The organism is Herpetosiphon geysericola (assembly GCF_001306135.1).
In the GTDB taxonomy this organism is placed as follows: domain Bacteria; phylum Chloroflexota; class Chloroflexia; order Chloroflexales; family Herpetosiphonaceae; genus Herpetosiphon; species Herpetosiphon geysericola.
Genome location: NZ_LGKP01000042.1, coordinates 95,572 through 111,533, shown reverse-complemented (window position 1 = coordinate 111,533; position 15,962 = coordinate 95,572). Strand labels below are relative to the sequence as shown.

General features: G+C 44.5%; 11 protein-coding genes. 7 read left to right on the top strand and 4 right to left on the bottom strand.

Features of this window, described 5'->3' with window-relative positions:
* Window positions 1-73 precede the first annotated feature (73 nt).
* Complete coding sequence (locus SE18_RS25740) at window positions 74-3,205, bottom strand: OmpL47-type beta-barrel domain-containing protein (protein ID WP_152976770.1); 3,132 nt, start codon at window positions 3,203-3,205, stop codon at window positions 74-76.
* A gap of 807 nt (window positions 3,206-4,012) precedes the next feature.
* On the opposite strand from SE18_RS25740, the gene SE18_RS25735 reads away from it, so the two are divergent.
* From SE18_RS25735 to dndC, 7 genes are all read left to right on the top strand, one after another.
* Window positions 4,013-4,813 (top strand): deazapurine DNA modification protein DpdA family protein, encoded by an 801-nt coding sequence (locus SE18_RS25735; protein WP_054537355.1) that lies wholly within the window; start codon window positions 4,013-4,015, stop codon window positions 4,811-4,813.
* A gap of 252 nt (window positions 4,814-5,065) precedes the next feature.
* Window positions 5,066-5,311, top strand: a complete 246-nt coding sequence (locus SE18_RS27345) for a hypothetical protein (RefSeq protein ID WP_152976769.1) — start codon at window positions 5,066-5,068, stop codon at window positions 5,309-5,311.
* Between the two features lie 218 nt (window positions 5,312-5,529).
* Window positions 5,530-5,994 carry a hypothetical protein gene (locus tag SE18_RS25725; protein ID WP_054537353.1) on the top strand — a complete coding sequence of 155 codons (465 nt, stop codon included), beginning with the start codon at window positions 5,530-5,532 and terminating at the stop codon, window positions 5,992-5,994.
* A gap of 133 nt (window positions 5,995-6,127) precedes the next feature.
* Window positions 6,128-6,529, top strand: a complete 402-nt coding sequence (locus SE18_RS25720) for a DUF7715 family protein (protein ID WP_054537352.1) — start codon at window positions 6,128-6,130, stop codon at window positions 6,527-6,529.
* Window positions 6,530-6,689: 160 nt separating this feature from the next.
* The gene (locus SE18_RS25715) at window positions 6,690-7,649 is read left to right on the top strand and encodes a hypothetical protein (RefSeq protein ID WP_054537351.1); all 960 of its coding nucleotides are present in this window, start codon (window positions 6,690-6,692) and stop codon (window positions 7,647-7,649) included.
* A gap of 171 nt (window positions 7,650-7,820) precedes the next feature.
* A complete protein-coding gene (locus SE18_RS25710) occupies window positions 7,821-9,506 on the top strand; it encodes an ATP-binding protein (RefSeq protein ID WP_054537350.1) in 1,686 nt (561 codons plus the stop codon).
* A 645-nt stretch (window positions 9,507-10,151) separates the two neighbouring features.
* Window positions 10,152-11,558 carry a DNA phosphorothioation system sulfurtransferase DndC gene (dndC, locus tag SE18_RS25705; protein ID WP_160319559.1) on the top strand — a complete coding sequence of 469 codons (1,407 nt, stop codon included), beginning with the start codon at window positions 10,152-10,154 and terminating at the stop codon, window positions 11,556-11,558.
* 117 nt (window positions 11,559-11,675) lie between these two features.
* Here the strand turns inward: dndC and SE18_RS25700 are convergent, their stop codons facing one another.
* From SE18_RS25700 to SE18_RS25690, 3 genes are all read right to left on the bottom strand, one after another.
* Window positions 11,676-13,361 (bottom strand): M3 family oligoendopeptidase, encoded by a 1,686-nt coding sequence (locus SE18_RS25700; RefSeq protein ID WP_054537348.1) that lies wholly within the window; start codon window positions 13,359-13,361, stop codon window positions 11,676-11,678.
* Between the two features lie 244 nt (window positions 13,362-13,605).
* Complete coding sequence (locus SE18_RS25695) at window positions 13,606-13,827, bottom strand: Os1348 family NHLP clan protein (RefSeq protein WP_054537347.1); 222 nt, start codon at window positions 13,825-13,827, stop codon at window positions 13,606-13,608.
* Between the two features lie 51 nt (window positions 13,828-13,878).
* Window positions 13,879-15,870, bottom strand: coding sequence for a RiPP maturation radical SAM C-methyltransferase (locus SE18_RS25690; protein WP_054537346.1), 1,992 nt, complete (start codon window positions 15,868-15,870; stop codon window positions 13,879-13,881).
* Window positions 15,871-15,962 lie beyond the last annotated feature (92 nt).

The window sequence follows — 15,962 nt, the reverse complement described above, 5'->3', positions numbered from 1 at the left end:
CATCCATCGTCGGACTTCCGTCTTGCTTTGTCAAGCGTTTCTTTCGTCATAACTCACATCAGGCGTATAGATCTTACCGTATATGCTCTTGAATGTAGGAGCTATCATCAACCAGCAAATCAGCTCCTCGCACAGTAATGCGATGATCACGAATCCCTTCAACCTCATGGATGAGGGCATTTATATGGTTAATGGCAACATTAATTTTACCTCGCTGATACGCAGTAATAGCCCCATCAACCTTCGTGGTAAGACCATTCACAATACCATCACGATCAATTTCTTTCAGCACTCGAAGACGCAGTATCGTTGCTCGTAAGCGTTCGAGATTCGTTGATAAGGAAAATGGAAGAGACTGGCTTGACGTCCACCCCGCAAAATCCTGGGCAACGACAGAAAGTGTGTGTTGTCCTACAGGTGGCCATAAGAGTTCATACGGGCGATTTTTGGTGATTGCATCTCCCAACAGATTTGCTGTCACTGTATACACACCTGAAACTCTGTCAGTGGCTGTATAGTTGAGTGTGAGCATATCGAGACGAAGGTAATCTAACTGATTCAACCATGCGTCTAACTGTGGTGGAGTTTTATCGATTTTCACCTGTTGGGAATGATCTTGCTCAATATTTCCAGCACGATCAACCGAGCGAAATTCGAGTATATGGACACCTTCACTTTCAATATATAATCTCTGGTTATACTTCATCCACTGACTACCATTAATGCGATATTGGGTATAGTCAATGCCTGATGTTGCATCATAGGACTGAAATATTACTTCCACCGTTGAGGTAAACCAGCCATTCTGCCCCAATGTTCCAGTTATGGATACTGTTGTTGTTGGTGGCGTTTTATCAAGTTTGAAGAAAGCCTTTTGCAGATCCTCTTGAGCTCCTGCATTATCAGTAGAATAACAGGATGCTTGATTATCGCCTCGTTCCTCAGAGATAATAAATTGCTGTGTGTAGGTAAACCATGTCGTGTCATTTATCTGACAAAGCGTATGTGCTATACCAGTCAAATTATCAAAAGCCTGCGTGGTGATAGTAATATCTTGGGTATACCAGCCATTATTTCCATTCGGAATGATAGGATCAGGAATAATGTTAGTCTTAGGAGAAACAAAATCAACCGGCCAAAGATTCTGACCGTTTGGTAATTGAAGTGCAGGGACATAACCTTCACTAGGTATCACGAGAGAGAGGGTTTGACTTTGTTGAATCGGGACTTGATCATACAAAATGCCCTGCCATTTACCTTGATATGGACGAATAAAGAAAAGGGAAAATGGAGCACTCGCAACTCCATGAATGCGATACGTGTAATCGGACGAAGGTCCCCAAAGATCTTCCCCAATGCCTCCATCCGACTCTGGAATGACACTATACATGCCACCGAGCGTATTGGTGTGTTTATCAAGAATATTTCCATTCGTATCCTGGGCTTGAAGTTCAATTGGTGAAAAAGATTCGACACCCATACAGGCTTCGGGATTGAGGACTGAACCATTCCAAGCCTGACAGTCCGTAAATTTAACTTGGGCACTTGACCCAATAAGCCAACGCGGATAGCCATGCACGATTCCCTGCCATACTCGTGGCTCAATGATAGGAGGCGTTTGTCCTTCTGGACTCGTCACAATTCTCCGACCATACATCACATAATATGAGCGGTGTGCTGTTGCTTGGCCATTAACCCCGACACCGGCGATACTATATACCGTCCACTTTACGTTCTCATTATCGATTGGAATAAAGTTATCGATAGTAGAAACATCGGCTTCATCGAGATTATTGTATCCTAGTGCTATTTGGCCAACCGTCAACGCCACACCAAACCAATATGGCGCTGGCAAGAAACCAAACGCATTGAGCATTGCATCGTCGGTCCATTTCCGCTTGGCCTCTTCGTCTTTAATGCTTTCCCAAAGGCGGACATCCCCCTCTGTTACCTGAAATTGCCCAGTACTGAGGGGAGTGGGACGATATGAGAACCGGACATTTCCATATTTTTCAGTTGCTGTATTACTTGGACATATGCCACTTTCATGACCGTTGTACCGACCACGACCTCCTGTAATAGAAAGGTTAATGCTTAAGGAACGCACATCAATCGACTTAAACACTGGCAACGAATAATAAATATCGGTGCCGCCATCAGAAGCGATGGTTCCTGACTTCGTTAACTGATAGCGCCCTACTGTATCACCGTAGCTGCGGAGGCCACCATGCGTAAAATCAGGAAGGGACGCTTGATAAGAGAGATCGCCAATATGAGTTATTGTATGTGGCTCCCACCGTGCAGACGAACTTGCTGCTGCAGCAGTATCAACCAGCGCTCGAATGCGAATTTGATACTGTTTTGGGGATACACCACCAATATCTAGGCGGATTGGTCTATCCCATTCATTATTCCACCAATCAGGATTTTGCAACCTACCATCATGAAAGAAAGATATTTGGAGGCACCCCGGCTTCGTTGTAAATGCTGTGGAACGAGTAGCGCTACATCCAACGCTATTACATGATCGAAATTGCACGCTATAGGTATCACCAGGATACAGGCGCGAAATCCACAGCTTGTGTTCATAGCCAATAACGCTTTTAATCACCTCAATGTTATCATCTGGATCAATATCAATTAGCTCCGTACTTGCAGGTCGATCAGTAGTCCATCGAACTTCGGCTGAGGTGGAATGAACATTAATAAATGGACCACTCAGGATAATCGGAGGCGCTTCACCCGGTTGCCAATCCATCTCATAAAGTGCAGAAGTTGTCACAGATCCTGGCATTGATGAAGAGAACGTTGGACAGGTTGAGGGATTCTGAGGTCGAAAGTAAGCTGAAATTCTGTACTGCTGATTTTGTGGAGCCGGAGGAGATTCAAGCGGAAAGGAGAGGTCATAGCGTTGTGATGCTATAGCTGTATATGTTAAGCACTGATAGCTAGTATATCCTCCAAGATGCGACGAGCTTGGTGGTCCTATGGTGACTAATAAGGTCCCTTGCGAAGGAGCTGAGAGATTGACAGAAAGATTTATGGTCGTATCCGTTCCAACTTTACTGGTGCCTGGATTAGGAGAATTAATAGTAATAGCAATATAGGGATCAACCGCAAGAGCGCGTTGTGGGCGTATGAATCCACTTAACATGAGAAAGATTAGGATACCAAAGGAGAATAAACGGCGTGAAACGGGGCTCATGGAAACCTCCTTTGAATGTGAATGGTTGTCATTGACAATCACTTTACGTAAAAATATCTTAATATGTTTCAATATTCTTTCTATTCATGTAAAGGTTTGGCCATATCCTCGTTCGGAGGGTAGAAGCAGAATAACAAGAGTCTCGACATTTGTCCTTGCCTCTCCCTAAGATCATAGTGTATAATCAAACCTGTTGCTTGATTGGCACATACTATTTGGCTGTGATTAACAATTCATTACCTAACCAGCGCCCATTAGCAGCCGTTAGCGCCCATCACCAGGCCGATTTTTAGGCCAACATGATCGCCCTGACCGCCCTAATCGCCCTGATTCTGTGATGAAGACCTTCATCATTGCTTATGGTTATTCCATCAAGCAGCCTATGGCTCCTTGACAACCATCCATTATGGACATCCTTACTCATTGTGAGCGATGTACAGGTTATGGAGTCATAGCTCCGAGCCAACCGTAGCGTCCGCAGGACTGGGATAATACCTCGCTGACTCGCGTGTTGGTACGTTTCTTCATGTTCCCCCGATCCCAACGGGGTTGAGCTTTTATGGATTCGGTGCTCGATCTGCCAACGCCAAACGTTGCGAGGTGATCGCACTCCCATCTGCCAGCATCACACGACGCTGGTTTTCACACCTTCGCCAGAGTACAAGCAGGCTAATTACCACTGGATAATCAATCCAGCGGTGTGTCGCATTGCACTTCCGGCGTTTTTTGTTTTAGTCATGCGGATCTACTCCTAGCAACCTCTGTGGTGTCACTATGTGCGCCCATACGGGCGCAGGAGGCTAAGGAATGGCCAACCCAAAGTTCTATGTTGGGTTGCCAAATCCTGCGCACGCAACCCATTTTACCCATGCAATGATCAGCATCAACCGACTGATTACCCGATCCCAAGATGGGACATATGCACGTCGGCGGGATGGATTACTTAAAATTCGGCGCAAGCCAATTAAAAGTTCTATCTTCCTCGACTGCGGTGCATTCACCATTCTTTCCGACTACAAAGACTACCCAGAAACAGTCGAAGAGTTCTGTGAAGCAGTGCTCCATATTGCGAATTTATGCAATGTGGAGGCTGTCTCGTCACAGGATTTTCTTTGTGATCCGCATTTTGTAACACTCACAGGGCTGAGCGTGATAGAGCATCAACGCCGGACTATTGAGCGGTTTGATGCCATTCGGGCTATCCTCCCTCCAGAAATCACTGTGGTTCCAGTGCTACAAGGCTACCAGCCTTGTGAGTATCTAGAACATCTCGCTGCATATGGCTCTCGACTGACCCTTGGTATGCGGGTTGGCATCGGCAGTCTCTGTAGGCGCAGCGCAAAACCGAAGCTCATTGAGCAGATTCTAGTGCCTATTTTTGATGCACGACCAGATCTTCAATACCATGGTTATGCCCTCAAAACACGCAGCCTCAGCAGCAGTATCATTCAGTGCATCCTTCACAGTGCAGACAGTATGTCTTGGAGCTACGCAGCCCGACGTGAAAAGCGCAACCAGAATGACTGGCGCGAAGCAGAAGCATTCCGAGATCGAATTCAAACACAGTCAGCTACCGTACGTTCGTATCAGTATAAGATGGCCATATAAGCCATATCGACTCCGCTATTCTATTCTTCTATTTCCCCTTCGCCGGGATTGCCGTTGCGCAGTCACTTGGCGATGCGGTGACTGTAGAGGATTATTCAGATGTGTTATGGAAAACAGGCGCGGGCTAACTACTTCGCAGTCAGAGATGTATCAGCCTTCGAAGCTTGGTGTACATCGCTTGGTATGAGGGTTCACTCGAACCCTCATCAAAATCCAGGCCTAGTCAGCGTTTTCTTTGAAAATGGAGTCCCTATGGATACCCGTGATACAACAGGTAAGTATCATGAGCTTGATTTCTTTCAGGAATTAGCACCGCATCTTGCTGACAATCAAGTAGCAATTATTCTTGAAGTTGGAATTGAGGATGACTACCTATGCGCCTATGGGGTGGCTATGAATGCCGACGGCGAGATGCGGGAGATCACGCTTGAATCCATCTACGAGTTGGCACAAGAAATTGCGCCAACGCAAGCGGAGATCATTCGAGCCGAATATTAGATCATGGCCGCACGCCAGGAAATTATATATACAGCTGGAAAAACCAATCATACGATGGTCGGGCCGCTCTCATATATTGCTTGAGTGTCCCGATTAGGGTCATTCCATGGAGGCCTTACTCAGCCTCGTTCATCATATCGTTATACGCCGTCCCCTGCTACTCCAGGTGAACAGTCATGTTCCCGCCTAGGGTAGTAGGCGGACAAGGAGCAATTGCGATGAGCCTCAAAAAACCACCCACAAGACGAAAGCCAATTGAGAGAGCAACAATTGGACAGATTAAGGCTTGGCTCAGCGATCAGGAAGCCGATATGCTAACTGCTCTAGGGAAGGCAAATCGTATTCCCTCTTGGCCAATAACCTTTGAGAACTTGGCAATTGCTTTGCGCAGAGCCGGAGTGAAAAATACGGATACCATTCTCAACTCAACCGAGACATCCATTAATTATCTGTGCACGAAAACTACACTACTCAAGGAGTATGTACTGGTCGTGGGACATGTAAAGAATAACAGTACTTGGGTTCAAATAAGTTCGAGTGTCAGCACCGATGTGTATATCTGGGGAGCAAGATCAAGTTCGCTTCCACTCGCGTTGGGATTGCTGGTGTTGTGTGTGGCTTGCTATCCGCCTCCGAAAAACGCATTTGATGAAGGATACTTCTTTCAGGCAACACTGACTTGAAGATCTTCCTGCGCTGATCATTCAAGCTTGAATAAATCTTCTTGACTAATCGATCACAACGGGTGATGCAGAGCTGCATGACCCGTTGTGGGTTAGCAGTGCCACTCGTTCCTAGCCATAAAGGAACATGAGTATGAAAGTTTTGGTAGCAACAAACGAGACGCAAGGCCAACGATTGAATGACTTTTGTTGGACAAACATGTATGAGCCGGTTGGTTTCTCAAGTGAATGTGACCGAGAGGACGTTGATGGACGCTGCGGTTGCCGCCGCTGCATGGTAGGAATGCTTACAGGAAAGACCACAACCACAATGACCATTATTGATGATCCCACCGCAACGGCGCAGACACTTAAAGAATTGCTGCACCAACGAATGATCACAGGCGGCTGGGACAAATTTCTCTCAACAGAGGAGCTCCAAGCAATCATTGATGAAGAGATAGACATTCTTATCGCCGTGGCTAATTTCTTCACACTCGGAAGCATCGTTGAGCGACGGGGAGATCAATTCCACACCCGTATTCCTCGCACTTAAGGTCACAATGTAGCCTTTGCTCTCATTCTGCACGAGGGCGGCAATAATACCCCTGATGTCCAGAAGGAAAGTAAAAGAAGATTAATTCAATAATTATGTCAAATAAATATAATATGTTCATATTCCTCTCATTGGGGAATGCTTGACGAGGATGGTAAGAATGCAAACATCGATGTTTGATATGCCATGGCCACTCTCTATGAATCCAAACCGTAACATCGATTTGTTGCTGGCGACATACGAACCAACCAGTATCTGGATCAGCGTATCTGGAGGCATTGATAGCGATGCTACAGCTATTTGGGCGCGCCAACGGTGGCCAGATCTTCCTCTCGTTTTGTGGCACGCTTATCTCGCAGAGATGGATTGGCCGCAAACGCAAGACCACTTAGAACATCTTGCTATCGCTCTTGGCAATTGCCGTCTCATGATTCGACAAGCGGTGTATGAGAGAAGCGGCGGCATTACACCAGGTGGTCATGCAAGTCTGCGGCTTCGCCGCAGTCATGATGTGGACAAATTTGGCCCAGCAACCGATTCGGACTCTGCGGCGGTAAAAACGCTGTGGGATCTGGTCGCAGCTCGGTCTAATATGCCACCTACTTCGGGAATTCGATATTGCACGAAGTATTTAAAAGGCCAATTATGTGACCATGATCTCCGATCACATCGCAACGAACTTGGTAATCGGCCCATCCTCTTATCAGGTGAGCGCTGGGCGGAATCTTCCAAGCGTGCGGATGTGCTACACGCCGAGTGGCGGATACCACTCCAGCCCTCACGCCGCCGACCCGATGGACATGCGGTGTTGTGGATGCGTCCTGTTGTGGACTTAGCACTCTATCAAGTCACGCGAATGGTTCTCAATGCTGGAATATCTCCGCATTCAGGTTACGAACTCCAAGGAGAAACGTTGGCTGCAATGCTTGATCCATATCGCCCGGAGCGTGGCCGGGCACGTCTGAGCTGTGTAACCTGCATTTTCTCAAATCAAACCCACCTCCAGCATGCTTACAACACTGCGCCAGACTTAATAGGACAATACATAGATCGCGCGAAGGATTTTGAGATGGCAACAGGCTACACGTGGCAACAAGCAGGTCCTCTGCTCATCCATTAAAAACCACCTAATTGGGCGATGCACATATCTCGCCTAATGCAGACCATGGAGCATTGATAAGAAGTTCCATCAGATAGCTATCTCTATTAACCCTCGATCCATAGCTTCGCCTGGCCAAGACTGTATATTGAACAGCTCCCGGCCAGGGGGAGCTGTTGGAGTCTAACTATCATGACACCCACCTTAACTAGTCTCGTTGACACACAGCGATTTCGTCAGTCGGTCGTTCGTCGATTATTTACCAACAAACTTCCGGAAGCAATTGGTGAGTTGCTCCAAAATGCGCAGCGTGCTGGTGCAAAGAACATCTATATCACAACCCATGAAACCGGCTTTCGATTCCAAGATGATGGGCATGGACTCCGCGATACAACAGTATTCCACACGCTGCTCCAAATAGCGGCAACACACTACGATGATCCTACCGTCGAGTCGAACCAGGATCCCATGGGAGTCGGGGTTCATGCATTGCTTGCCCATACCTCGATTAAGTCCATTACCTTCTGCTCAGGCATCCTTAGATTAACAATTGATACTCATCAGTGGTGGACTGACGAAGTATACGCCTCCACATGGGCAGAGCGAATGGAATACCACCCCGAATCAGTCCAAGGTCTGTCCATCGAGGTGACCTGTACGTCCGAGTTAGTTTGTGAGCTACGATTGCTCTTTAATAAAGACCAGAACTATTATTACACCCCTCAGATTTGGATTGATGAAAAAAAGATCATCCCTCTACTCCCGCAATGGGCACAACTAGACCACGTCTTGGTGAGGACAAAGTTTGAAGGAAATACGCTCATTATAGGCTACAAATCCCGAATCGGCATTTGGGGAGGAGGACTTTCATGTATTAATTGGTACGGCCAGCTTATCAAAACATCACTCAATGCAGGAGGACTTTGTTTCTACCTCCACGTCACTAGCGGACGCCCAGTTAATCCTGTTGCTCCAACACGTGCGTCTCTTATTCAAGATGAGGCACTCAATATTCTGCATCGGTTTATTGGGCAGAAATTATCCAACTATCTCTTCGATCCACTCAATGAGGCATTTATTCAGCCTTCGTGGGTTCATGACTACTATCTATTCGCACCTAGCGATGCAGAGCAAGTTTCACCATACTTCGTTGCACGACAGTGGCCCAATGGAATGAAGGTTGAATCCGTGGATGATATGGGCCCTGAAGAAAACCTTATTCTACTTCGGTACACAGATCAACCACGCATTATAAACTCAGAGATTATGATCCAACATGGATCAGATAATAAGGGACAAGTCTACAGATATGGGATTCCAAGCTTCATACCGATGATTGGGACATCCTATGAGTGTCTTTGCGGCAATCGCGATCGGTTAAATATTCAAACGATCTGGTGGAATCCTGGTGATCGCCGTGCAGATAGCTTTAATGAGCCTGGTATATGGGGATTAAGTACGAATGCAAATCCACCAGAGATATGGAGTGAGGTTACCCGAGCCCCTGTTTATGGTTTTAACGATGCCGATTGCTGGGAGGTTGGTGCGGTTGATTTCATGGTTGGTTGCACAGATCCTCTAGCATTCTATCGACATAAGGCGTGGGCTGGATTTGATCAACACCATGAAGATCACTCATATGATGAAATTTATGAGTCATATGATGAATCGCGTATGGTTTACATTCGCCAGTTAATGGGTAATTGTATATCACCAGATTGCAATCTCTTTGATATTCAGCGCCATATGGAGAATAAGAGTTCACGAATAATCTCTATTCATTACCACTACACAGATGGATATATATTGCCATCAGCTATTACTACTAGAAATGAGGTAGGGCAAGAAAAAAAGCTTTCGCTTGTTGGCAGAGAGTAGAAGACAATCCCATTTTCTACCGTGCAGATCGCGTTCACCGTACACTAGTGACGCAATCAGCGCATCATTGGTGATAAATATAGTATGACAACTATAACTGATATACGTTTACCTATCGTGATAGAAAATGCAGATAGCATTATCGCTGTATTGCACACCACACTCATCAATCAGCACGTCTGTATTTTCTATCATAATGATAGCAATTCGCCAAACACATCGGTACTCACAGAATATACGCTAGTGAATATTGACCTAGAACATGCTGCCTCAGCATCCAGAAATGCCTATCTTCTTCTCAATTTCCGCAACTCTGATAATCGGTTGTACCAACTGGACGTTGATTTCAATAGTCAGCCATTGTTACCTTCCACGATGACAATTCAGCCTGATATGATCACAATTACGGATTACCGACGCAATTGTCCCTCTATTCAGACTGAATCACGTGAATGTGGATGGACTATCATCACGTGGATACCTGAAACGAAGATACCACAATCTTCAACATGAACGATCAAGTTCACACTAATACTTCTTTTTCTTCACGGGTACTTAAGATAAAGATAGAGCAGCAGTTGCCTGCATACAAACTAGCACATGCTAATTTGTATGCAGGCAACTGCTGTTGGGGAGTTAGACATCTTGGCTCGGCAACGCGTTTTGTACGAAGTATCTAAACAAAAAAATCACCGAATGAATGGTCAATTAACTATGCGAATCAACAAACCACGCACATCTAAGATGAGTGTAGCGAAAGTACAGACGATAAGCGATAGCATAGGTTCAATCTTTGACAAACGGTCACTAGCACAGCAGATTTTGGACATTCAGTCCGTTTATCTCCAATCAACAGTCCCGTGGGTCATCATGACCAGCCTTGGTAAAGACTCGACTGCAACACTCCAACTCATCTGGAGTGCCATCGAGGCACTACCAGCAAAACTCCGAAAAAATCATCTGTATGTTGTGGCTGGAGATACGCTCATTGAACTTCCGGCCTTTGCTGCACGCATTGACTCTATACTTATGCAGGTAAACGTTAGCGCTAAAACGAAAGGCCTTCCTATCAGTGCCCATAAAACTATCCCGGCCGTAAGTGACCGCATGTGGACTTGTGTTGTCGGCCGCGGCTATGGAATGCCAACAGCCCGCTTCCGTTGGTGTACCAGCCGCTTAAAAAGTACACCAAATGAGCGTTTTGTAAAAGATCATATAGTAAAGAGCGGTCAAGTAGTTATGGTTCTTGGTGTTAGATCAGCAGAATCGGCAGCGAGGGCCGCAAGTATTAAGAAACATCGAATCGATTCCACTTTTAGCCGGAGTGCTACCATGCCTGGAGCTCTGGTGTACACTCCCATCTCCGACTGGACGACAGATGATGTGTGGACATATCTACTTCAAGTTCAGAGCCCATGGGGAGCGAGCAATCGTGATCTCCTTGCGCTCTACCGACAGGCCAGCACTGCTGGTGAGTGCCCAATCGTTGTTGGTGACATTGGCAAAGGCCAAGCGTGCGGTAATAGTCGTTTCGGGTGTTTTCCGTGTACAGTTTCAAGTGGGAACCAGTCATTGCTTAACATTGTTGATCAGGAGCCTTGGATGGAGCCGCTTTGGGATATATATGAATGGCTTCGCGAAACCACGAAACCAGAGCGAAAACTAGAGTTTCGTGAGATCAACGCCACACCGTCCATTGTGGCACAAAAAAAGCAGCGACAGGACGGCAGCGCAATTCCAGGTCGTTATAAGCTTAATTTCCGTAAAAAGCTGGTACGCCGACTGTTGGAGATCCAACGTGATTTACGACGAGATAGTCCTTATCCAGGCCTGACGCTTATCGATGATGAACAACTGAGAGCCATTCGTTATCTTTGGTGGGTTGATGGTCTCGACGATGGTACGTACATCCCTCAGATCTACCACGAGGTTACTGGAACCAACCTCAGCTGTGCTAATGATCCGGTTACTGATGCCTATCTTCTAGAAAAGCCGATGCAACTGACGCAAGTATCTCTAGCTGGTTTTCAATCTAGCCTAGACCTTACATAATTCAAAGGCCGTGATCGTGGTGATCACGGCCTTTGAATTTTCTAATATGAGAGCAACACTATGATGAAAAAAAGCCTTTGAAAAAGAAATACGAATAGCGTATTCCGGCATCTAATATCACTCGAGCTGGAGGTGCTGTGTAATAAGTCTAGCCAACTTACCAATGGTTAATTGATCAAATGCAAGACGAATACCGGCAGCGGCATAGAGATCTGGCAATGATTTGGAACTTCCAAGAGAAAGAGCAGTCCTGTAATCTTCCAAAGTTGCAGGAAGATCATGTTGAGCTTTTTCCCATAACTGCAAGGCTCCAACGCCTGCAATTGCATACTCAATCATGTAGAAAGGTATTAGGAAAAGATGGGATACTACATGCCAATCACTACGTTGAACTTCTTCTAATCCGGTCCAGTCGATACCAGGCATAAATCGGTTAATAAGTTCAGCCCATTTCGTATTGATTTCATCGATTTCAATATTATCTGAAGCTTCCACATAAAGCCAATGTTGGAATATATCACTTATAGTGGACCAAAGTATTGATTTAATTAGCCCTTCAAGCTCATCAAAGGTCGCTTGATTTATTTCTTCCTCATTATAAAACCCACCATGTTGCGAGGTAAGGTAAGGAAGAATAAGAAGCTCTAATCCTTGCGAAGCAACTTCAGCAAATTCAATAGGCAGATCAATAGTAAACCAACATAAAGAATGGTTGTGATACGACAACAATGCATGAAAGGCATGGCCAGTTTCATGCAGAAAAGTCATAATATCTTGATTTGTTCCTACAGCATTCATAAAAATGTATGGGTGTCTACTGATTGGCAAAAAATAGCAATATGCACCTGGGGCCTTTCCAGGACGTGCCATTAGATCGAGCGGACCATTGCATATATATTTAAATAATCCTGATAGTTCAGGATCCAATTCGGTAAATATGTAACCAATACATTCTTGTAATCTATCAACTGAGGTAAAGGGACGTAGAGGCGACAGATTCTGTGGATAGGCACGCATATCCCATGGGCGGAGGATACTCAACCCTAGTTGGTTTTTACGCTTTTGAATCATCTTCAACCATAAGGGGACGATTTCCAATTCAATTGAATTATGGAGCTGGAAGCAATCATCAGGATTATAGTCTAGACGATTCATTTCCATCCACCGATAGGCTCTGTAATCCGGTAAATCTTTATTAGATGCGAGTGCTCGACGAAGATGAAATAACTTCAAGAAAAGAGAATCTATATTTTGTTTATCTTCCATACGACGATGAGTAACAAAACGCCATACTTTCTCACGTACATGGCGATCACCATCTTCCAATAAACTTTCCGCCTCGGGTATTGTTATTACCAACCCGTTATGGATAATAGTCATGCTTCCGGTGAGAGTCATATATTCCTGCGCAGTTATGTTAATAATGGACTGCAAATTAATATTTTCTTCATGGAATAGCTGTATCTCACAACGGAATCGTCGAAGTAGTTCTTGCATATTGACATTCATTTGAAGGTCGTGAATACTAAGTAAACGTTGCTTCAGCACATAAGCGGCGCTTTTCGCGCGGGGAGTTATCTCGTTCATAAGATGTCGATAGTTTTTCAATGCCTCACTATTGGTTATATCCTCGGTAGTCATTCGATAAGCCTGTGCAGAAGCCTCATGTAATACCATCTCAATCTTGCTCCAGCGCTGGAGCCATTCTTCGACCGTAGTTACCTCAAGATCACATTTTTCTAGATCTAGGTAAAGAGGCTCAATAGTACTCCAGTTATAGGGATCGATAAATAGAAGATCCATGGCAGATACAATCTTTCTTTCATAATTATTAGACTATCTTATAGAAACTCTCTTCAAAATGCCCAGATCTATAATAGTATGCATATGATCAAGATAACTACGACTTCAGGTGGAATATCACATCAATAAATAGTTAGAATGATGGATGGGGAAGATGAAATTGTGTACTTTCAGTGCAGACCTTCAATTTTAAAAGGCCTCTCCACAGCTTATTATGGGAGTAGGCCTTTTAAAAATTTATTCTTTAGAGAGTTCTCCGTCCGCCCACTATATCCGGGAATCCATTTCGTCCATCACTGTTCTCAACTTTCGTCCATCTAGCAAGATCCAATTGTCCCAATGCATCCAATTCTTCCTGACCAAGGTTATAACCCGCTAATGCTTGCTGAGGTTTTAGCATCATTTGGTTACGAAAACTATTATCTGTGAGAAGCCGCCCCAACACCTGTTCAATTGCAGATTGCATTCCTTTTAGACTCCTTTCAAATATAGAGATTGGTATATTATACAGAAATTACTACGAAGGAATAACCTTCTCTAGGAGATAGTAGTCTGGAATTCGGTTAAGCATCTCAAGGATACGTAATATATCCTGAAACTCCACCATTTTAGGTGCGTCTTGATGAAGAAGTACGGCTAGACTCAAGAACGAGTCACCCTCATTGAGCATCATCTTTAGATCAACAAAGCTCATCATGAGCATTTTTATTTGATCTTTGACAATAGGCCCTAGATGGAGTTCTGAGACTTTTGCTAGCTCAGTAATACCTTGAACAGCATCACAAGCAAGGTAAAGATCTTTTTCTAGACCGCCTAACCTTATGATCATGGTTTCTGCTATTGGACGCAGATCCCACAAGAGAATATCGCTACCGTAAGGGACAATATACAAATCGCTTTTAAAGTGAATCTGCTTCCACTCATCAACACTAGTTGGAATACACTTCGTATATTCGGCTACGTTCCGCTCATCTACATAGTCATATGTGAAGTAATATGCTAGGTTAGCTCTGCTTTCGTCAGATAATGCAGGATACACATAAGAATATGCAGGATACGGCCTAATATTCATTACTCCATTTTGTTCGCCTTGGACATAAAGAGGACTAAATCTATCAAGACGAACAGCTCCCGCCGTAATGGGGGGAGTAAAATGTGCAAGTAATGGAAGGACACTTGCCATAACTCTATATTCTTCTGGATCTTCACCTGGAAATCCCCACAGAATATTCCATGACGGCTCAATCCCAAATTCCTTGCACCATTTCAAGAGTTGAATATTTTGTAGAAATTTTATCCCTTTGCGCATTCCTTGCAAAATGGAAGTGCTGAGACTCTCAATACCTGGTTGAATCTTGGTTATACCAGCCTCACTTAATAATTGAAGCTCATGCTTCTTGAGGTTCGCTTTTACTTCATAGAACAACTTCAAATCCAGATTATGCTCTATGAGCGCTGGAATAAATGTCCTAAAGTATTTAGTATCTAAGATATTATCTACTGCAGCAATGGGTTGACCTGGATGATTATTAGCTAAATGTAACAATTCATCCAGCGCTCGCGAGCCCGTTTTACTGCGGAAATTCATAGTTATTCCATTAAGTCCACAGAAGGTACAGTGATTCTTTGCGCCCCACCAACAACCCCTTGATGTCTCAAAGGGGATAATTGATTCCAGATCATCAAGGCCTAAGCTGGATTTTTGGGCAAAATACTCTTCATAATTAGGAACTGGCAAGGAATCCATATCTCGTACAGAAGTAGCGTTCAGATAAATATTATTAACACCAATAAAACCAATGTTATTAGAAGTGTATACACCAGCTAAATCTGATAATGATTTATGCTCCAATATTCTGGAAATCAGTTCAGGAAAAACAATATCTCCTTCACCAGAGACAACAGCATCAATAAAAGGGAATTGTCGTATGACTTCAGCCCCCATGACACCTTCGCAGTTAGCACCACCGAGAATAATAGACACATCAGGGTTATGTTGCTTTATCCGCTGAGCCAAAGCTAATGAGGCCACCTGTTGCTGAAATACTGATGTAAACCCCACAACCCTTGGCCGAAGCTTCATTACTTCTTCTAAGCACCAGGCTAAGAATCCATCAACTTTATCTCGCAATTCGAGAATGCTACGGCAAAATTCCTTCACCTCGTGAGTCAGATCAGGAGGATTAGGAGAATTATTTTCAAGAATTACGTTGTCTATATAGTCATCGGTGTTGTAGCCAGGAAAGAAGGCCTTACTAAATATCCACTCCCCAACCTGATCGATAGTAGAATGCCTACCAAGTGCAATACTTTTATAGAGCGAGGGGCCAATCATCTCTGCAAAAGGGAGTGTAAAATGGATAATTTTCGAGGACACTTGCATAGAACTTAGGCTTCCACTAAGCAGACTTAGTGCTATCGAGGGATGGTTAAGAATACCAAAGGGCATACTGATTAATACGAGATCAATACCATTACCTTCATGCCGATCACTTCTATGTTGTGACATAATACATCTCCCTATTGGTTGGTAGATAAAGGCTCTCTATAAATTACCTGTTCAGCACTCAATATACACACTATTGGGTCGATTCTATTCTC